The following is an 18,875-nucleotide window of genomic DNA, read 5'->3' as shown; positions in this document are numbered from 1 at the left end:
TATTCTGGGAAATTGCAGCTTAGTTGGAGTGGCGGCAGGCTTGGCGCATGCCAGCGGACTCTTTCTGACGCAGTGTAGCCAAACTCCTACTTAACAATCGGTGCGAGAGGGGTGATCTGGCTCCTGCTGCAGGTTGAACGAAAGTCTTAAACCTCCGGCGTGAAGCGCTGTCAGGAACACTGAAGCTGTTCCGCCGTTCCTTTACTATGGCAGGCCCCTCGCTTCGTAAACTCATTCTCGCCGCGATATCTGATCTGGAGCGCGACGTCGACACCATTGGAAGCATGTTCGACGAGGGGAACCACAAGGTGCGGCTTCTCGCTTATGCTGGCTACAGGAACGCCGCGGCGGTACGTCTGAAAGGCAGGGTTGTACGCTTCGCCAAGCCGTTAGATGCCGACGAAGGCATGTTGGTGCGGCTGCGGGCGATGTTGGCAATATACAACAGTAGGGAACTTCCCGGCGTGACCGTCCGGATCGAAGGTTATGGCCAGTCATGCGACGTGGCCAGCGATGAGGAAGGCTATTTCGAATTGGAGCTGCCCATCGATCAACCCCTGCCTGACAAGACCGGGTGGGAGTACGTGACATTATCTGTTCCTGGCCGCGAGGCGCAGCAGCCCAGCGTGCAAGTGCCGATCATGGCCCCTGGAACCGATCAGCATTGGGGCATCATCTCGGATATCGACGACACTGTGGTCGAGACGGGCGCCACCGACTTCGTCAAGAACTGGCGCCGCGTGCTTTTAGAACGGCCGCAAGATCGACTGTCGGTGCCCGGTGCTGCCTCGCTCTACAAGATGATCGCACGGGATCATATTGCTCCGGCCAGACCCTTTTTCTACGTGTCTTCGTCGCCATGGAACCTCTACGGCTTCGTCACGGAATTCCTGGAGCTAAATGCGATCCCGCACGGACCGATGTTTCTCAAAGACTACGGAATTGATTACGACAAATTGATCGACGGCGGTCACGACGTGCACAAGCTTGCTGCCATTGAGACAATTCTCGCTTTTTATCCGGATTTGCGCTTTCTATTGATCGGCGACAACGGTCAGCGCGATGTAAATATCTATGCAAAAGTTGTCCACGATTTCGGGACACGTGTGGCAGGAGTATTCATTAGGGATGTTGACGGCTCGTGCCGCTCAGGACCGGAAGGAGCTATGCTCGCCGATATTGAAGCACGTGGCGTCCGGACGTTTTGTGGCGCTGGGTTCGAGGATGCTCTGGCAGTAGTCAAATCGCTCGACCTAGACCGCCCGTTTGAAGCTGCACAGGCTGTCATCGAGCCAGCTCACAAGTGAGCGCCTCCGACTTTTACACCCACACCCGAGCCGCGAAGCCAGCTCATTGGAAGATAATGCACCAGGCTAAGTGCGACAATAGTTGCATCAAGTTGGCTCCAGCGATCGCTGACACTCGCCCACAGAATAAATTCAGCCTCTTTATAGTCTCGGCGGTGGCTGCCCCCGGCCGCTGCCACCAAGTAGAGACGCCCCCTTGCACAACGGGGGCGAAAGATCCCATCAGAGAGAGTGTTTGATGAGCAGCTTTCTTCTGTAAGACTGCGAAGATCACGAATCCGAGTTCTTACAGCGAGCATTTGCCGTGGCCTGTGTAGGGCCGGTTTATTCCCGAATTTGCGCCATTGCATCGGCCGCGTCCGCGCCCCCCAATATCAAGGGGCGCCTCCACTGGCTAAGATCGTCCATATCTTCTCCAAAACCAACGAATGGCCGCCAGCTTTCGCTATGCTTCTCCAGGACAGTTGCGCCAGACGCCCAGGCCAAGGCGATGCCGCCAGCCACGTCCCAAATATTGGGCGTGGCGAAGCGAGCGACTTGCAGCAGACCTGCAGCGACAAAGGCACATTCGATAGCGGCAGAACCCGTCTTGCGCACGTCCCAAACGCCTGCGCCGTTGCCTAGATCAGGTTCGCCAGCGAGCCGCCGCCGGACTTCGGGGTTGGGTTGGCGGGAGAATGCCGTGCCCTCGAACCGGAGGCCATTTCCGGCGCTACAATGATAGGTGCCCGGTGTGAGAAGATGGCTCGTGCTGCACCATAAAGCGCCCGCGACGGGCACACCGCGATAAAGGACTCCTACTGAAGAGGCAAAGAGCGGAAAACCATTGACGAAATTCGTGGTCCCGTCGATCGGGTCGATCACCCAAGCGAAATCATGGCCACGACCCGGCCTCTCGTCCATCTCCTCACCAATGATATCGTGCCCGGGAAACCGGCCCGCCACTCGTGCGCGGATCAGAGCCTCGACGGCACCGTCGACTTGGCTCACCGGGTCACTGAGTAAATTAGCTGCAGCTCCCTGACCCTTGTATTTAACCGAAAGGATAGTGCCCAGGGCTGCGAGTATCTCCTTTCCGCCCAGTGTTGCAAGCTCCACTGCCAAGGTTTCCATCTCTGCAAGAAGGGTGGGATCGAGATTAGCAGGAACCCGCGTCATGCTGGATTTTCCTGTCTGCCGCTGGGAACCAAGACCGTCACCGGCGTGTCATCTAGGCGCAATTCAAGCGTCCACCTGTCATCGGGCAGATCAAGCGGACGATCATCGATCCGGACGCACATATCTTGCCCTGTCAGACTAATGTGGCATCCCGCCTCGAGCCGCGCGGGCGGCGGGCCGCAAAAATGCTCGGCCCAAATCGTCATGGCTTGGCGGTCTGATGCCTTGACGAGCAGGACATCCAGCACGCTGTCCCCCGGATCGGCACGCGGCGCGAAGGGCAGGCGCGGCCCGACTGCTGTGATGTTAAGAACCTCAACAAGTAGCCATGGGCCTGCAAAGCGCGTGCCGTCGATCTCCACGTCACAATCGAACGGCGCCGCGTCGCCCAAAGCCTTTCGAAATGCAACCCGCCCGTTTTCCCGCTTTTCTTCAGGCGTGTCAGGATCCTCGTCTACCGTCTCGATGGCGTCGTTAAGAGCGCCCAAGCCAATCGCCTCTACAAAGGCGCGCGTGCCGAACGGCCCTGTTATAGTTCCAATAGTCAATTTCTGCTCATGAGCCTTGGCAAGTCCAGCAATAATGTCGCAGGTCGACTGTCGAATGCCCAGCGCACGTGCGATATTATTGGAACCCCCTAGAGGCAGGATGGCGATGGGAATATCGCGATTGGGTATTTCGCTCGCAACGCTCGTGACCGTTCCGTCGCCTCCTGCTGCAATGATCAACTCCATTTCGGCTGATGCGCGAGCGATGCCGTCCTTGCCATGCTCGCAATAGGTGATCGTGTATCCTGCCTCTTCCAGGTCGGCGATCAACGGTGCCGCTGGCGCGGGTTCAGTCCCGGCATTGGGGTTGTGCACCAACAGCGTTTTCATGCAACAAAACACATCGCAGGATCATGGCTTTGAACGCCATTGGCGGGCAGGACCATGCGATAGAGAAGGGGACCGTTTGGTTCTGCCATGACATCGGTCTCCTTATGTGGCGTGCTTGCTCGAAGGCTAAACCAATAAACATTGGAGGCGTTCCTAGCTGTATTGCGCCAATTGCCATTCGAACCTCCTGCAGCTCATTGGGATTTGATTGCGCCGACCTGGATAACTTATCGCCAGCGCGCTCACACACATGATCGCCTGTGCGACAGCTATTGACCTTCTGCCCGATATGCATCCATGCCGACGTCCTATCGCCACGTTCGGCCCTTCACTCGGACCTGCAACATGAAGCAATTGTAACTAAATGCCAGCAACCCGTTCCACCATGTCGAACAAGGATTATGCGCTCGGACTGGCACGCGCGCTCGGCGGGGCAACTATCTTCGGGCTTCCTTTGCTTATGACCATGGAAATGTGGTCGTTGGGTCTCGATATTCATCCTGCCCGGCTGCTACTTTTCGTTTGTCTGAACTTCGGCGTCCTTGTCGTTCTTTCGCGCTTTGGGGGCTTTGAACCGACAAATTCCATCGGTGAAGACCTGCTTGACGCTCTGGGTGCCTATGCAGTGGGGATAGCGGCATCGGTTCTGATCCTAGGCTTGTTCGGTTTGCTATACACTACCATGCCGATCGGCGAATTTGCGGGCATGATCGTGGTACAGTCTATCCCAACGAGCTTTGGCGCTATGTTGGCGCGCAAGCAGCTAGGGGAGGGGGAGAGTGAAAAGTCGGACGAACAGAATTCAAGGTCAGAGGGGTATGCTGGTGAGTTATTCCTGATGCTTGCCGGTTCGCTATTCCTGGCGTTCAACGTCGCACCCACCGAAGAGGTTATTCTGATCGGGCTCAAAATGACGCCGTGGCATAGCCTGGCGCTTATCGCCGTATCTCTATTCGCACTGCATGCCTTGGTGTTTGCGGTGGGCCTGCCGGGTCAAGAACGCGCGCCGGAGGGATATCGCAAACTAAGGCTGTTTATAGCCTATACCATTCCAGGATATGCGATCGCTGCCCTGGTCAGTCTCTACATACTCTGGACGTTCGGCCGCGTAGATGGCCAAGCGGTTCATGCCATTGTCGGCAGTATGGTTGTGCTCGGGTTTCCCGCATCCATCGGTGCGGCGATAGCCCGGCTTGTTGTGTAAAGTAGCCAATGAAAGTTCACTCTTCGCTTGTCTCCCGGCCCCCCGTCCTCGAATGGATCGCTGCCGCCACGGGTCTATTGTTTCTGCTGTTTTTGTTGGGCGCGATAGGCCTTGACGTGTTGCAGGGGGGATCACGTATTCCCCCCGACATTCACATTGGCGTCCACGCAAGCGTGAAGGCGGGCGAGAGATATTTGGTGACCTTCGATGTCCGCAATAGAGGTGGAGCGTCTGCCGCAGCGCTTGAAATCGAGGGCCAACTTACCGATCAAGGCCGCGTGATTGAGACGAGCAGCAGCACGATTGATTATGTGTCAGGCCATGGCACCGCAGAAGGCGGCCTGTACTTTGAACATGATCCCAGCAGCCTGACGTTGAAGTTGCGACCTTTGGGCTATCAAGCGCCATGATAAAGGTCCTGAGAAAGTCTCATTGACTATGGCCCGGATCACGGCGGAAAGACCGCAGGTTTCCAACCATGTTATCCGTTAAGAGCTCCTCCTGTTGTCAGTTGCTTAGCCACAAGCGGCCATGCCCCCTGTTCGATACGCCGGGCTTATGGAACACCTCTTGCTCTGTTGGTTCGAGGAGATAGCGGGCGTAGGCTAAGCGAAGCGCCGGATAGCAATTCATTGAGAGCTAGACGACGATAGCCGCCGCTCTTTGAAGGCATTAGGCGCGGAGCTAGGTCGAATAAGCAGGCGTAGCGCCTTCGCGGTGTCTTCCAGAAGTCCAGCACCAAGAGGCCGCTCACCATTGATAAAACGGCGTACGGCCCGCTCGTCGATGCCAAGGCGCCGCGAGAAGGCGGTGGTGCCCCCAAACAGTTGAACGCAATAAGCAAAGTGCTCACGTTGCTCGTCCATCGAAATTGATGCGGCCATTGTTTCTCCTTTTCCCTCGCTATCGCCGACAATAGACTTTTCTGCGGATGAGTCGAAGCCCGACTATGGCCGCACCAGCGGATGATCTGCTAAGGTAGCCCATTGAACCGACGCGAAACATCTATCCGTGACTTGGAGAACGCATGGCTGATCTATACCGCAAAACATTGGAGTCAGAGCGCCGGAGCCTTTGGGCAGAGTGCAGACTGAAAGGTCTTGCCAAAGGCACGCCACAGCGCCTCCGTATAGCGGAACTGGACAGACTACTTGCGAAGCACACAGCGAAAAAGGGCGTTGCTCCTGATGCTACCGCCTCTCAGGCGTAGGTTGCCATGAACGGCTACGTCAAATTCGAAACGCCCGATGGCGATCTGGTCGCCATCAATGCGGATCGTGTAAGTTTCGTCCGGCGATATAGAGGCGGAAATAAGCCAGCGCGGTGAATTTCGAAAAGGGAAATTACATCGTCGTGAAGGGCGATATCGATGCGGTAATGGAAGCCCTCACTGAGGCATAACTATCGTAGAATTCGACCCTTCTTTGCCGCTCAGAGACCGATTTTCTATCCCCAAGTGCGGACGAGCCGCTTTGCCGACGTGTCGAAAAACTCAAAGCCTTTCAGAGCGCGATCCTGGTAACCGGCGCGGCTTGCATGCGCTCAATATCCTGGCGTGGCGGGGCACCGAATAGCCGACGATACTCACGGCTGAACTGCGAAGGGCTTTCATATCCCACTGCGAAGCCGGCCGATCCTGCACTGGCGCCGTCCGTCAGCATCAGCCGCCTCGCCTCCTGCAGACGAAGCTGCTTCTGATAGTCCAGAGGTGTCATCCGCGTCACGGCCTTGAAATGGGCGTGAAGCGACGATGCGCTCATGCCGGCCTCGGCGGCAACATCTTCGATGCGAAGCTGAGTGTCGTAGCGCTTGCGGATCGCGGCGATGGCGCGTGTTACCTGGTTCAGGTGGCTGCCTGCCGTCGCGATGTGCCGCAGCACCGCGCCATGTGGGCCGGTTAGCAGGCGGTACAGGATTTCCCGTTCGATAAGGGGCGCAAGCGTGGCGATGCTCTCCTGCCGATCCAGCAGCTTGACCAGACGGCACGCGGCGTCGATTAAATCGGGATCGCTGGGATAGACTGCAAGAACCGGACGGTCACCATGTGGCACGCCGCCGCCCTGTGCGGCGATCAGCTCGGCAAGCGCAGCTTGGTCGAGATCGATCTTGCAGCACAGGTACGGCGTTTGTGCGCTCGCTTCGAGGATATGGCCAACGAGCGGCAGGTCTACCGAGACGAGCAGATAGCGAGAGGCATCATAGACGACGCTGTGCTCTCCAAGCGAAACCCGCTTCGATCCCTGGGCGATCAGGCAAAGTGATGCCTCATAAACGGCAGGCGTCGGTATGCTGGGCTGGGCGGCGCGGATCAGTGACAAACGGGGCATCGCTGTAGGCGAAATGCCCGATTTTGCAATGTGACGGTCAATGACCTGCGCAAGTTCGGCGATCTTTTCCATGCTATGCTGATTGACGATTACGGCCGGACTTGCAAGCTCGCCAACCCAATTCTGGAGGATCATGCAAGGCCTTTGGATTATCGCTCTACCGGTTACTTATGCGAATGCGCCATTTGAGGCCCGTCATCCAATGGAAAGGAACGATCATGACGGGATTTGCAAATAAGGTTGTGCTCATCACCGGCGCCTCAAGCGGTATCGGCGAAGCCACGGTGCGCGAATTGGCAGCGGCGGGCATGCAACTGTTCATAGGCGCGCGCCGCGCCGACCGGTTGGAGGCGCTGGCGGACGAGCTGGGCGAGCACGTCGCAGGGCGCAAGCTGGACGTGACCGACCCGATTGACTTTGACGCCTTTGTCGATGCGGCGGAAGCACGGTTCGGGCGGGTCGACGTGCTGGTGAACAATGCGGGCCTGATGCCGCTATCGCCGCTGGCAGCACTCAAGCGCGATGAATGGAAACGGATGATCGACGTGAACATTCACGGCGTCCTCAACGGCATCGCTGCAGTGTTGCCGCGCTTCATCACCCAGAAGAACGGGCATATCGTCAACGTCGCCTCGGTGGCTGCGCACATCGTGCTGCCGACCGCAGCGGTCTATTGCGGCACCAAATATGCCGTCCGCGCGATCACAGAAGGGTTGCGGCAGGAGCATGACGACATCCGCTCCACACTCATTTCGCCTGGCGTGACGGCAACCGAACTGGGCAACGACATCACCGATACCGCGACGGCCGCAGCGCTGACGGAGTGGCGGCAGAAGTCTCTCACGCCGGACGCCATTGCCCGGGCGATCCGCTTTGCGCTTGAGCAGCCCGACGGCGTCGATATCAACGAAGTGATCGTGCGACCCACCGCAGCCAATATGTGACAATGTACCGCCCAACACCCACTCCCGGCATTGGCTTCCCGGGCCAACAATGCCGGGAGTGGGTGCAGGGCGGCACTGTCAATCTTGGCCGTCCATGAGGGAACTCCGACCCTAATCGGCCTCTTAACGGCCAATTTTCTCTCACCAGGTGCAGCTGGCTGCTATTCCGGCAGTTGGCGAGCGTATCCGGTCGTTTAATGGCATTAGTATGAACGGCCGGTGTCGAAATCGTTGTTCCTTTGAGAAGCGAGCGCAGGCTCTCCCCTTCAGCAGCACCAGCACCCGAACGTAAGTGCCCTTTTAGACGATCCTTGGCGCCACAGCACATTGGCGCGCAATCATTAGAGCAGGTAACGCCAGCGGCCCTGCCGGTCACGTTTATGACGCTGCTTCAGTCGATTTTAGGACGGCGACATCGCTGTCTTCCACCAAGGGCGAACAATGTTCTAGCGGCTGCTAGAAGGGAAAGAACCATGTGATGGCGGCGACCGCAACAACCCAGGTGACGAGATTGAGCGGGAGCCCGATCTTGATGAAGTCGGTATACCGGTACTTGCCCATTTGGAAGACGAGCACATTGGTCTGGTAGCCAAAGGGCGTGGCGAAGGCGGCGCTCCCTGCAATCATGATCGCGACCAGAAAGGGCCGGGGGCTGACACCAAGGCTTTCTGCAAGTGCCACTGCAACGGGCGTAACCAGGACCGCGACGGTGGCGTTGGATAGCAGCTCGGTCAGCACCATCGTTGCGCCATAGAAGAAGATGAGTGCCGCCAGCGGGCCTGTTCCGCCCATAGACCCTACCAGCCTGTCCGTTGCCGCTGACGCTAGTCCGGTCTGCTCAAGGGCAATGCCGATGACGACCATGCCGGCGATGAGGAGCAGGATCTCGGGACGAAGCCCGCCATAGGCCTGTTCTGGACTGATGACCCGCAGCAGGATCAACAGCACCGCACCAGCGAATGCGGTCGCGGCGATGGGGGCGACGTCGAGCGCGGCAAGCAGCACCACGCCGAAGAACACAAGCGAGGACGTGATCGCCTGCACTGGCTTCAGGCGGCGGTCCTCGCCGAAATCGGAGAGGTCACCGACCATGTCGCCGGCGATCTCCAGATGCGTTACATGATGTTCGATAGCCCTTGGCGGTTCGGAATGCGTTTCTTCGCTGCCACGTCCAAGCCAGCGCGCGGCGAACAACAGATACACGCCGCCCGCCAGTGCAACCAGGACACCGACTGGCGTGATCTCGAAAATGCTGAAGGGTGCCTGCCCTGAACTGCGGGCCATATCATCGACGAGAAGATTAGTGGATGTGCCAATGAGCGTACAGCATCCGCCAAGCACCGCGGCATAGCTTAAAGGGATAAGAAAGCGGCGGGGATCAAGCTTCAGCGAGTTTGCAACGTCACGGACCACTGGCGCTGCCAGCACGACGATGGGCGTATTGTTAAGGAAAGCCGACGCGCCGCCGCACAGGCCGATCAGCATCCAGATGCCTGCCGATCCTATGCGACGGCACAGCGCCACAGCCTTGCCGATCAGGCGATCGAGCAGCCCTGAAAGTTCCAGCGCATGGGCGATCACGAACAGGGAAGCGAGCGTGATGATCGCCGGGCTGCCAAAGGCGCTTTGCACCTCGCTGGGCCGCACCGCGCCGGTAATCAGCAGCAGGGCCGCCCCGGCGAGCGCGACAACGTCGGCGCGCACCTTGTCCCATATCAGTGCGCCGACGACACCGGCGAGCACGAGCAGGGTAAGTATCTGTTCAGCCGTCATTGGAGACAGGCCTAGCACATTGCGCGCGCAGGTGGAGAGCGGATCGTTGCGCCGGGCCCCAAGCTTTTCCCTTCAATCTCCACCAGCAGATGCTAGACAGGGCAGATGGCCAGCCCGTCTTTCATTCGGCAGCTACTGCACGCATGCGCCTTGTCCACCGCTACCGCCTCGCTCATGTCCTGTGCTCCACAAGCGCCAGATCAGAACGAGACTGCCCAGGCACCCGTGAATGAATCGGCCGTTAATGCCGCTGTCCCGCCGCCACGCATTGTGCCCGCGACTATACCTCCGCTCGATCGCCAGCAATTGCTCGCCGCGATCGGGGCTTCATCCGACGCCTTCGCAAGCCGGTCGCCGGTTCCTGAAGATGTTGTGGCCCTTGCAGGTCGGCCGTTTCAGATCAAACTGCCCTTTGGATGCAACGGACCTTCCGACGAACTGGAGAGCAATTGGGCGGGATGGTCCTATGACAGCAGGACACGAGCCCTCAAGCTCACGGCACGCGTAGAGATCACCAAGGCGCTGCCTATGCTCGCGCAATTGGTGCAGGCTGATAGTTATGATGCTGTCGAAGGCTTCTGGATCCGGCGGCCATGGACGAGCCAGGAGGTTTGCCCTCGCAATGCGAGATTATCGTCAAGCCCATCTGCCGTTACGCAGCCTGATCGGCAAACGGTGGGGTTTGTACAATTATTCGGCAAGGACGATCCAAGAACCTTGCGACGCGGCGGAAGGCCCTATGCCGCCACCATCAAGCTGGATGAGGGTGCGCACCCCGGCGCTCAAGGGTATCAGCTGTCGATCAGTGGCAGGATCGGTGCGTTTTCGGATCGTCAGCCCATTCACTGCACAGCTGCCGATGCGGAAGTCCGGCCTGTCTGCCTGGTCGCAGTGGAACTCACCCGTGTCGCATTCGATGACCCGGAAAGCGGCGTCAATCTTTCGGAATGGGCTCTTTAGGAAGCCGCTACTCCTCGGCTTTTAATCGAGAAGTTCGCTCACGGCACGTCAGAACTCTACAAGGTGTGGTGCCGACCACCCGCACCTGAGCGCGCCATTCCCAAAATGGCATATCCCGCCAAAGCCGAAATCATCGACCACACTTGATCCTGGCCGGCCACTCATCAACAAAGTCCGGCTTCCCAGGAGCGGCAGTTGTTCATCCTGCACCAAGCCAGCGATTTCGCTTGGTCGCTAGCCCTTGCCGTTGCCAAACCGTCGCACTACGAAGCGGGCATTCGCAAGGACCCGGTGAGATTCCGGGTGGCTATTCCGGCCGCCGATCCGCCGGACAATGTATGTCGCAGCGCTCCGCCTGTTTGCTGCCGCTCCGCGCCTTGCGACAATCATCGGTTTTCAACATGAACAACACAGCTCTTTCGCGCTATCGCACCGAATGGTTCAACGGCGGGGCAAACGCCCGACGTGACATCCTCGCCGGCATGGTCGGCACCTTTGCGCTGATCCCGGAAGTCATCGCCTTTTCCTTCGTGGCGGGAATAGACCCGGAGGTGGGCTTGTTCGCCTCCTTCGTGATCGGCATTGTCATTGCCTTCGCTGGCGGCCGTCCTGCGATGATTTCCGGCGCGGCAGGATCGGTGGCGCTGGTTGCTGCGGCATTGGTCCATGCCCATGGCCTGCAATATCTGCTTGCCGCGACACTGCTGGCTGGACTGTTCCAGATCGTCTTTGGCCTCCTGAAGCTCGATGTGCTGATGCGGTTCGTCTCGCAGTCCGTGCGAACGGGCTTTGTCAATGCGCTCGCCATCCTTATCTTCTCGGCGCAGGTGCCACAGATGTTGGGGGTGACGTGGCACAGCTATGCAATGATCGCGGGCGGTCTGGCAATTATCTATCTGCTGCCGCGCATGACGACGGCCATCCCCTCGCCCTTGATCTGCATTCTTGTCCTGACGGCGATCAGCATTGCCTTTCCCATGCCTATCCACACCGTCTCCGATCTTGGTCGGCTGCCATCATCGCTGCCCTCATTCACATTCCCCGCAGTGGCATTCGACTGGCAGACGCTGCGCATCGTGGCGCCGTATGCGCTCGCGATCGCGGCGGTTGGCCTCCTTGAATCCATGATGACCGCCAGCGTGGTCGATGACCTGACCGAGACCACGAGTTCGAAAGCGCGCGAATGCACAGGGCTGGGCCTCGCCAACGTCGCCGCCGGGCTGTTCGGGGGCATCGCGGGTTGCGGCATGATCGGTCAGACGGTCGGTAATGTGCGCTATGGTGGGCGAGGCAGGCTCTCCACCCTGGTCGCTGGCGTGTTCCTGTTGCTGGTGATGGTTCCCCTCAGGCCATGGGTCGCGCAGGTGCCTGTGGCGGCGCTCGTTGCGATCATGATCATGGTATCGGCCAGCACCTTCTCATGGACCTCGATCCGCGATCTGGCTCGACATCCCAAGGTTTCCGGCATCGTCATGGTTGCTACCGTCGTTGTCACGGTCGCCACTCACGACCTGTCCGCAGGTGTCGCTGTGGGGGTATTGTTGAGCGGCGTGTTTTTCGCTTTTAAGGTGACGCGCTTGATGGATGTTCGTATCGATTATGACGAGGCGACGGACATGCGGATCTACACCGTGTCAGGCCAGATCTTCTTTGCCAGCGCGGACATCTTCGCCGACAGGTTCGATTTGCGCGATACCGTGGCGAAGGTTCGCATAGACCTCACCGCCAGCCATTTGTGGGATGTCACGGCGGTCGGCGCATTAGAGGACGTCGTGACCAAGATGCGGCATCATGGCATCGCGATAGAGGTCATCGGGCTTAATCAGGCCAGCGCGATCTTGGTGGACCAACTCGCTCCGGCGGTGGGGCACGCATCCTCCTGATCTATAAAGGGGGTATAAAGGACTATGAATCTCGATGTTCGACCCACTCCGGCCGATTAGCTTCCAATTTTTAGTTCCCAGGTCCGGCCGGTCTGCTTCTCCACCGGGTGCGCCCGAGAGTGTCCGCCTGAAGACCGGCAGTGTCAGGAGCAAAGTGTACAAAGCCGCTGCTCGAAAAGTTTGAGTCGAATATCCTTACGGCGAACACCCATGGCGCTCATCGCGCTAAGCCAAGTGGAACAGGCGTTCGGCGTTCCGGTGGAAGATGCTGGCGCGCTGATCGTTTGTCAACTTCGCGGCGCTCATGAAGGTGACGGCATCCAGCGAACTCTCATAGGGATAGTCGATCGCCCACATCACATTGTCGATTCCTGCGGTCTTGATCACTAGTTCGAGAATCTCCGGCGCTTCAAAGCCGCTGGTGGTCACCGCGAAATTACGCTTGAAATACTCACTTGGAGCCAGTGAGAGCGGCTTCATGCGCCCGTCCTTCGCCCGTCGTGCCGCCATGTGATCGAGCCGCCACATCCAGAATGGCAGCGCTTCCCCCATGTGGCCGAGGACAACGCGCAGGCGCGGATAGCGATCGAACACGCCGCTGAGGATTAACCGTACGGCGTGCGTTCCGGCCTCGACGCCGAAGCCCCAGATCGATCCGCCCATGCTGTAGTCGCGAAACGGCTCCGCCATCCCGTTCGATGGCGCACGCGGGTGGAGATAGATCGGGCGGTCGAGCGCCTCCGCTGCCTCCAGGATTGGCGCGAAGCTCGGATCATCGAGATAGAGATTCTTGGTATGCGAATTAACGATGAAGCCGTTCAGACCAAGTCTGGTGATGGCGCGCTCCATCTCTTTGGTCGCGCCGGTCGGATCCTGTGGGGCCAAGCAGGCAAGACCGGCAAAGCGCTTAGGATGCCGCGCGATTGCGGCAGCGAGATGGTCGTTAGTAGCGATGGCCGCCGCGTTTGCAGTACTTGGCGCGAACATCTGAACGCCCGGGATGGTGACGGATAGTATCTGCACATCGACACCCGCCTCATCCATGTTGGCCAGTCGTTCAGCGTCCAAGTCGAGCAATTGCCGCCGAAACCTGTTCTGGTTGGAACCTGGCCGAGGATTTTCGAATACAGAAAGAATGCCGGTCTGCACATCAAGGCTCGACGAGGGCTGCGCACGAGCGATTTCAAGCCAAGCCTTTACAAGCTCAGCGGTTGCAAACGCCTCTTCCGTAGCGATTTTGCGGATCGGTACCCGAGGTGTTTGTGCATGCACCTTAGCGGAAAGCGCCGTGGCCGCGATCCCCGCGGATGATCCGGCCAGGAAATCTCGACGACTCGTGCTCATGGTCAGCCTCCTCGCCTTACCTACAAGCTTAATTCGCTAAGCAGAATGGTCAGCTTGCAGTGGCTAGCTTGCTTAGACAGCAGCAGGCGACCCTTTTACGCCATTCAGACCACGATTTTTGCTGTCCAGCTGCAGACGGTCCGGTTCCGTCAACTCGCGACCAGCCTCAGCCGTTCACCGGCGCGGTAGGTACGACCGCTCCTATCCAAAGCGGCCGTTCAGCGAACAACTAACCGCGAGGCAGCAGTGCATCCGCAATCTCTGCCGTTGGTGCACCCCGATGCTGATCCCATAAGCCGACATCCATAGACGTGACAACGATGGATTATTTGTGGGCTATCCCATTCAGAACGGCGAACACGACTGCAGCATTTGCGAAACCAACTATTCGTTCATAGAGCAGCGCGCACTCGTGTTTGTGTCACTAAAGCTTAAGGATCAGCTCCAAAAGCTGGGAGCTCTCACGCAGCTTGGGCCGCTTCATAGGCCTGTGCTTCAGCGGCAATGAGGATGTCTGCCAGCATCCAATAGGCTTCACCCCAAGCGTTCAAGACGTCATCCGTCGCGATCTCCGCGCCGAGCACATCGCGAATTGCCGGAAGGAGCGCGGCGGCGACGTGGGGGTAGTGCTCGGCTTTGACGCCTGTCTCCACATGGCGTGCAACCATACGCTGCACGGCTGTGCCAAGGTTCTCGAGCTTGTCGATGTTCCTGGCATAGGCCAGGATCGCGCCAGCGAGCCGGCGCGGCTGCTCGCCGCTTTCCTGAGCGGCACGATCGAACAGTGCGGCGATCTCCAGGTCCTGCAGCAGGCGTGCATACATGGCGGTCGTGATTTCGACGCCATGTTTCTCGATTGCGGGGGCAGTGGCCTTGACGATCGCGATGGCGGCAGGAGAGGCGGTGCGCATGTGAATGATCCTTCGGTTGATGGTTTGGTAGGATAAGCGGCAGGACGCGAAGCATCTGGCAGTTATTGCTCTTTCAGAAACTCGACGTGAAACCGCACCGGTCCGAGCGGCTGCACGTGGTGCAGGATCGTCGGCTCAACCAAGCCGGGCTTGCCATCTGCAGTGAGAATGCATTCGGTCGATAGTCGCCGAGTGTCGGTCACGACGTACCGAAGCGCGCCCTGTTCGACGTGGATCAAGCCCCAGGTGCCGTCCTTCGTCGAGTGATCCTTGAGGAGGCCTTGAGGGATCGTTGCCTCGGTGAAGGTCGGCGTCCGCTTGTACGGCGTGGCGGTTGTCCGCGGCATTGCGCTCATGCGGCTTTCCTCTCGCGGTAAAAGCGTACCCCGAGCTGAAGGCTTTCGGCGATACGGCTCGCCTTCTCCTGGAGTGCCGTAGCGGCCGCCAGCTCGAGAAGCTCGTTCGTGGTTTGCCGCCAAAGGTCGAGCCAACGGTCGAAGGCCTCAACGGTGAGGCTCTCCTCATGGCGAACATGGGCGGCATGGGCTGCTCTTTGTAGCGCCCCGTGGTCAGCATCACAGATGACCAAAAGTCTTGTAGCTTCACCAGATGATGCGGCCAGTCGTCGATAGCGCCATCGAAGATCGGACCAAGCAGCGGATCCTGTCGCACACGTGCATAAAACGCAGGTACAAGCGAGGCGATATCCTGTTCGCTAAGCGGGTTTTCGGTCATCTCAGGCGGCCTTGCTGTGGTCGAGGATAATGTGGAGGGTTTCGGCGAGCTCATCACCCAGTAGAGGCTTTTCGATGACAACCGCTCCGCGCGAAGCAGCGCAGCGGCGTAGTCGCTCCGTGGGATTGGTCACCAGAAGAATCGCTGGCACCCCAATGCCCGCGACCCGGAGCTCCTGAAGAAAGTTGAGACCGCCCGGACCGTAGCGCTGGTCGATAATCAGGCAACTTGCCGCCCAGACGCTCGCTCCCTCGGCATCGCCGTCTTCAGGCATGAAACCCTGGAGGGTCAGAGCAAATTGCAACGAGGACAGGACAGGCTGGTCATCCACGAAAAGTAGGGCCAGACGATCCTTGTGCATGTCCTGTCCTCGTTGCGGGCGGCGATCAGGCAGCCTTCTTCCAGTTCGGCACGAGCTCGGCATGCGGCGGGCAGTGGGCTACTGGACCGACCGGCAGGCCGGCGAGCTCGTTGGCGAAGCCATGATTGACGTCGCGGTGGTGCGCTTCATCCGCCCTGACCACCAGGACCACATCGCGTAGCGTGGCGTTCTGGGGTAGGCCCCAATAATGCTTGGCTATCGCGGGCGCCGGCACGTTGGCGCTGCGGCCCTCGTCGATTTCGGCGAGATAGTGCGTGTAGCTGATCACTGCCTCTTCCTCGAAGTAGCCAACCACCCGGTGAGCGGTCTTGGCGCTGACTAGATAGAGGCCGAAGAAGAACAGATAGAAGACCCATTGCACCCCGATGATCACCGTCCGCTCGAACCAGGTGGGCTTCGAAATCTCGATGAAGGTCATCAGATGCATGCGCTCGTTTTCGGCTTCGTCCATGAGCGTCTTGATCCACCCTTTATCGTCGCACATGCGGCGCAAGCAAGCGAGGTGGTTGATCGTCGCGCCAACCATGCCCGGCACTGCCGCGACGGTCTCGAGCACTACCGCGCGGTGGCCGTAGCGCTGGGCGAAGAAGGTGTCGGCGCACCAGCGCAACACCTTGGTAAAGCCAAGCGCTACTTTGTCTGACAGGCCGCCGGCCTTGTGATGGACGCCAAGATCGATCAACGGTGCAGTCATTGAAACTTCTCCAGTGCGGCGCGATTGACAGTGTGCCGCCGATGGGCCGTAACTAGGCGATGAAAGAGAGACCCGAAATTTGGATGATGTCCCTACCGCGCGTCCCTTAAGGGGCTTACCGGAGGTCGGCCACGGCAGCTTCTCCAGCCGCTTCCTGCCACGACTTTCGCTACCCGTCGCCTTGGCGGTGGCGGTGGTTGCGATCGCCGCCGGTGTGGCAATCCGGATAGTCTTCGCAGAAGTTCTCGGAACGCGGGCAACCTTCATCTTCTTCGTTCCAGGGGTGGTGGTGGCGAGCGCGCTGTCGGGCTTGCGCGCCGGCACTATGGCGGCCTTGATCGGCGCGGCCGCAGGGCTGTGGTGCGATCGCATGGCGGGTCCGGTCGAGAGTGGCAGTGTGATCGCAGCCGCCGCGTTCGTTGCGATCGGGTTCGCCATTGCGATTGGCGGCGAGTGGTTCCAGCGGGCACGCACGGACACCGAGGCCGCCGCCGCCGAACTGGCGAGCCGTGAGGCGCATCTCCATTCAATCCTCGACACTGTTCCGGATGCGATGGTCGTGATCGATGCGCAAGGTTTGATCCGTGACTTCAGCCCTGCCGCCGAGCGGATGTTTGGCTGGCCTGCGGCCGAGGTGGCTGGCAAGAACGTGAAGGTCTTGATGCCGGAGCCCTATCGCGAAGCGCACGACGGATACCTGGAGCGCTACTATCGGACGGGCGAGAAGCGGATCATCGGCCAAGGCCGCATCGTGGTCGGCACACGGCGCGACGGCTCCACGTTCCCGCTGGAGCTTGCCGTCGGCGAGGTGCAGGCGAACGGCCAGCGCTTCTTCACCGGGTTTATCCGGGACCTGACCGAACGTCAGCATGCCGAAGCGAGGCTCCAGGAGCTCCAGAACGAGCTGGTCCATGTCTCCCGCCTTACCGCGTTGGGTGAAATGGCCTCTGCTCTGGCGCATGAATTGAACCAACCGCTTTCAGCGATCGCCAACTACCTGAAGGGCAGCAAGATGCTGCTTGAGCGAGACGAGGTTCCAAATTCGCGCGTCATCGATGCGGTGGAGCGAGCCGCCACGGAAGCGCTCCGCGCAGGCGACATCATTCGCCGCCTGCGGGATTTCGTTGCTCGCGGTGAAACAGAGCGAGCGATCGAGAGCTTGCCCAAGCTGGTGGAGGAGGCGAGCGCGCTAGCGCTTGTGGGAGCAAAGGAACACGGTATTCGTGTGCAATATGAATTCAGCCCAGAGGTAGAGTTGGTGCTGGCAGACAAGGTCCAAGTGCAGCAGGTGGTGCTAAATCTTGTGCGCAATGCCGTCGACGCCATGACTACGTCCACATCGGTTAAACGTGAACTCACGGTGCGCATCGAACCTGCTGAAGCGGAAATGGCATGTGTGACGGTGAGCGATACCGGCCCGGGTATCGACATAGACGTTGCCGACCGACTGTTTCAGCCGTTCATCACTACCAAGCGCACAGGGATGGGGGTCGGCCTCTCAATCTCTCGCACTATTGTCGAGGCTCACGGTGGGCGCATCTGGGCGGAACCGCAGCAAGGAGGTGGAGCAGTGTTGGGTTTTACGCTGCCGCGCGTTAGCGAGGAAGGGCTATACGATGCCGAGTGATCCTATCGTCTACATCATCGACGACGATGAAAGCGTCCGCCATTCGCTCGAATTCCTCCTTGATGTTGCCGGCATTCGCGTCCGCTCCTTTTCCTCGGCTGATGCCTTCCTCAAGTCATCGCCTCCGCTCGCCGAAGCCTGCGTTGTCACCGACATGCGCATGCCCGGTATGAGTGGCGTCGAGCTCGCCGAGAATTTAGGGGGCAAAGCGGCTCGCGTCCCCGTAATCGTTGTGACTGGCCACGCCGACGTGCCGCTGGCGATTCGGGCGATGAAAGCGGGCGTCGCTGACTTCATTGAGAAACCGTTCGACGATGAGGTTATGCTCGCCGCCATTCGCAATGCCTTGGCGCGGCACAACGACAAGGAAACGGCCATCGCCGAACGGCAGGCTGTACTCGACCGCATCGGCACCCTGAGCCCCCGGGAACGAGAAGTTATGGACGGCCTAGTTGCAGGACAAGCCAACAAAGCGATTGCCTACGATCTGGAAATCAGCGCCCGGACAATTGAGGTTTATCGCGCCAACGTGATGATGAAAATGCACGCCAAAACCCTGTCGGACTTGGTGAGAATGGTAACCATAGCGCGGCTGGCATAATTGTTGGCCGGCTAGATACTCTGTTGCTTTCGCATGCTGGCCAATCACAGTGTTCGTCATCTCTGCGATCAAAAAGGGTCTGATGGCGATACAAGAATACGAGGTAGGCCTGAAAAGCCCAGCGAGTGGGCGCAATAGAGAAAGCTG

18 protein-coding genes, 1 pseudogene and 1 other annotated feature are annotated in these 18,875 nt (G+C 59.1%); of the genes and pseudogenes, 8 read left to right on the top strand and 11 right to left on the bottom strand.

Annotated elements, in window-relative coordinates; all coding sequences use genetic code 11:
* The first annotated feature begins 206 nt into the window (after positions 1-206).
* Complete coding sequence (locus tag C1T17_RS15830; RefSeq protein WP_104954265.1) at positions 207-1,307, top strand: App1 family protein; 1,101 nt, start codon at positions 207-209, stop codon at positions 1,305-1,307.
* A 324-nt stretch (positions 1,308-1,631) separates the two neighbouring features.
* On the opposite strand, the gene C1T17_RS15825 is transcribed toward C1T17_RS15830, so the two are convergent.
* Both C1T17_RS15825 and C1T17_RS15820 read right to left on the bottom strand, forming a co-directional pair.
* A complete protein-coding gene (locus C1T17_RS15825) occupies positions 1,632-2,465 on the bottom strand; it encodes an inositol monophosphatase family protein (RefSeq protein WP_104954264.1) in 834 nt (277 codons plus the stop codon).
* Complete coding sequence (locus C1T17_RS15820) at positions 2,462-3,343, bottom strand: diacylglycerol/lipid kinase family protein (protein WP_104954263.1); 882 nt, start codon at positions 3,341-3,343, stop codon at positions 2,462-2,464. Before C1T17_RS15820 ends, C1T17_RS15825 begins: the two co-directional genes overlap by 4 nt.
* Positions 3,344-3,728: 385 nt before the next feature.
* On the opposite strand from C1T17_RS15820, the gene C1T17_RS15815 reads away from it, so the two are divergent.
* Together C1T17_RS15815 and C1T17_RS15810 are read left to right on the top strand one after the other, a co-directional pair.
* Positions 3,729-4,547: a TIGR02587 family membrane protein gene (locus tag C1T17_RS15815; RefSeq protein ID WP_104954262.1), complete on the top strand. Its 819-nt coding sequence runs from the start codon at positions 3,729-3,731 to the stop codon at positions 4,545-4,547.
* Positions 4,548-4,555: 8 nt separating this feature from the next.
* On the top strand, positions 4,556-4,957 hold the full coding sequence (locus C1T17_RS15810) for a hypothetical protein (protein WP_104954261.1): 402 nt from the start codon (positions 4,556-4,558) through the stop codon (positions 4,955-4,957).
* A gap of 219 nt (positions 4,958-5,176) precedes the next feature.
* Here the strand turns inward: C1T17_RS15810 and C1T17_RS15805 are convergent, their stop codons facing one another.
* Together C1T17_RS15805 and C1T17_RS15790 are read right to left on the bottom strand one after the other, a co-directional pair.
* Positions 5,177-5,431 (bottom strand): hypothetical protein, encoded by a 255-nt coding sequence (locus tag C1T17_RS15805; RefSeq protein WP_104954260.1) that lies wholly within the window; start codon positions 5,429-5,431, stop codon positions 5,177-5,179.
* A gap of 618 nt (positions 5,432-6,049) precedes the next feature.
* Complete coding sequence (locus tag C1T17_RS15790) at positions 6,050-6,946, bottom strand: AraC family transcriptional regulator (RefSeq protein WP_104955286.1); 897 nt, start codon at positions 6,944-6,946, stop codon at positions 6,050-6,052.
* A 146-nt stretch (positions 6,947-7,092) separates the two neighbouring features.
* Between C1T17_RS15790 and C1T17_RS15785 the strand changes: the two genes are divergently transcribed.
* On the top strand, positions 7,093-7,818 hold the full coding sequence (locus C1T17_RS15785) for an SDR family oxidoreductase (RefSeq protein WP_104954259.1): 726 nt from the start codon (positions 7,093-7,095) through the stop codon (positions 7,816-7,818).
* A 456-nt stretch (positions 7,819-8,274) separates the two neighbouring features.
* On the opposite strand, the gene C1T17_RS15780 is transcribed toward C1T17_RS15785, so the two are convergent.
* Complete coding sequence (locus tag C1T17_RS15780) at positions 8,275-9,591, bottom strand: SLC13 family permease (RefSeq protein WP_104954258.1); 1,317 nt, start codon at positions 9,589-9,591, stop codon at positions 8,275-8,277.
* A 174-nt stretch (positions 9,592-9,765) separates the two neighbouring features.
* Between C1T17_RS15780 and C1T17_RS15775 the strand changes: the two genes are divergently transcribed.
* Both C1T17_RS15775 and C1T17_RS15765 read left to right on the top strand, forming a co-directional pair.
* Positions 9,766-10,551, top strand: a complete 786-nt coding sequence (locus C1T17_RS15775) for a hypothetical protein (protein ID WP_189338373.1) — start codon at positions 9,766-9,768, stop codon at positions 10,549-10,551.
* A 281-nt stretch (positions 10,552-10,832) separates the two neighbouring features.
* Positions 10,833-10,888 (top strand) — a sequence feature (sul1 is cis-regulatory element that is thought to sense ions involved in sulfur or methionine metabolism; They are found in Alphaproteobacteria).
* Between the two features lie 64 nt (positions 10,889-10,952).
* Positions 10,953-12,434: a SulP family inorganic anion transporter gene (locus tag C1T17_RS15765; RefSeq protein WP_104954255.1), complete on the top strand. Its 1,482-nt coding sequence runs from the start codon at positions 10,953-10,955 to the stop codon at positions 12,432-12,434.
* 225 nt (positions 12,435-12,659) lie between these two features.
* On the opposite strand, the gene C1T17_RS15760 is transcribed toward C1T17_RS15765, so the two are convergent.
* From C1T17_RS15760 to C1T17_RS15735, 6 genes and pseudogenes are all read right to left on the bottom strand, one after another.
* Positions 12,660-13,778, bottom strand: coding sequence for an amidohydrolase family protein (locus tag C1T17_RS15760; protein WP_104954254.1), 1,119 nt, complete (start codon positions 13,776-13,778; stop codon positions 12,660-12,662).
* Between the two features lie 461 nt (positions 13,779-14,239).
* Complete coding sequence (locus C1T17_RS15755; RefSeq protein WP_104954253.1) at positions 14,240-14,689, bottom strand: globin domain-containing protein; 450 nt, start codon at positions 14,687-14,689, stop codon at positions 14,240-14,242.
* A gap of 62 nt (positions 14,690-14,751) precedes the next feature.
* Positions 14,752-15,045, bottom strand: coding sequence for a DUF1971 domain-containing protein (locus tag C1T17_RS15750; RefSeq protein ID WP_223262644.1), 294 nt, complete (start codon positions 15,043-15,045; stop codon positions 14,752-14,754).
* Positions 15,042-15,424: pseudogene (locus C1T17_RS21755) on the bottom strand (group III truncated hemoglobin). The gene C1T17_RS15750 and the pseudogene C1T17_RS21755 overlap by 4 nt, the downstream one beginning before the upstream one ends.
* A 1-nt stretch (position 15,425) precedes the next feature.
* Positions 15,426-15,785, bottom strand: a complete 360-nt coding sequence (locus tag C1T17_RS15740) for a histidine kinase (protein ID WP_104954252.1) — start codon at positions 15,783-15,785, stop codon at positions 15,426-15,428.
* Between the two features lie 25 nt (positions 15,786-15,810).
* On the bottom strand, positions 15,811-16,500 hold the full coding sequence (locus C1T17_RS15735; RefSeq protein ID WP_104954251.1) for an alternative oxidase: 690 nt from the start codon (positions 16,498-16,500) through the stop codon (positions 15,811-15,813).
* A 79-nt stretch (positions 16,501-16,579) separates the two neighbouring features.
* Here C1T17_RS15735 and C1T17_RS15730 point away from each other — a divergent pair, with 79 nt between their 5' ends.
* Together C1T17_RS15730 and fixJ are read left to right on the top strand one after the other, a co-directional pair.
* A complete protein-coding gene (locus tag C1T17_RS15730) occupies positions 16,580-18,127 on the top strand; it encodes a sensor histidine kinase (protein ID WP_104954250.1) in 1,548 nt (515 codons plus the stop codon).
* Positions 18,063-18,728 carry a response regulator FixJ gene (fixJ, locus tag C1T17_RS15725; RefSeq protein WP_223262643.1) on the top strand — a complete coding sequence of 222 codons (666 nt, stop codon included), beginning with the start codon at positions 18,063-18,065 and terminating at the stop codon, positions 18,726-18,728. The genes C1T17_RS15730 and fixJ overlap by 65 nt, the downstream gene beginning before the upstream one ends.
* Positions 18,729-18,875 lie beyond the last annotated feature (147 nt).

The organism is Sphingobium sp. SCG-1 (genome assembly GCF_002953135.1).
GTDB lineage: Bacteria > Pseudomonadota > Alphaproteobacteria > Sphingomonadales > Sphingomonadaceae > Sphingobium.
The sequence above is the reverse complement of the archived record's forward strand: the minus strand, read 5'-3'. Positions and strand labels throughout refer to the sequence as shown.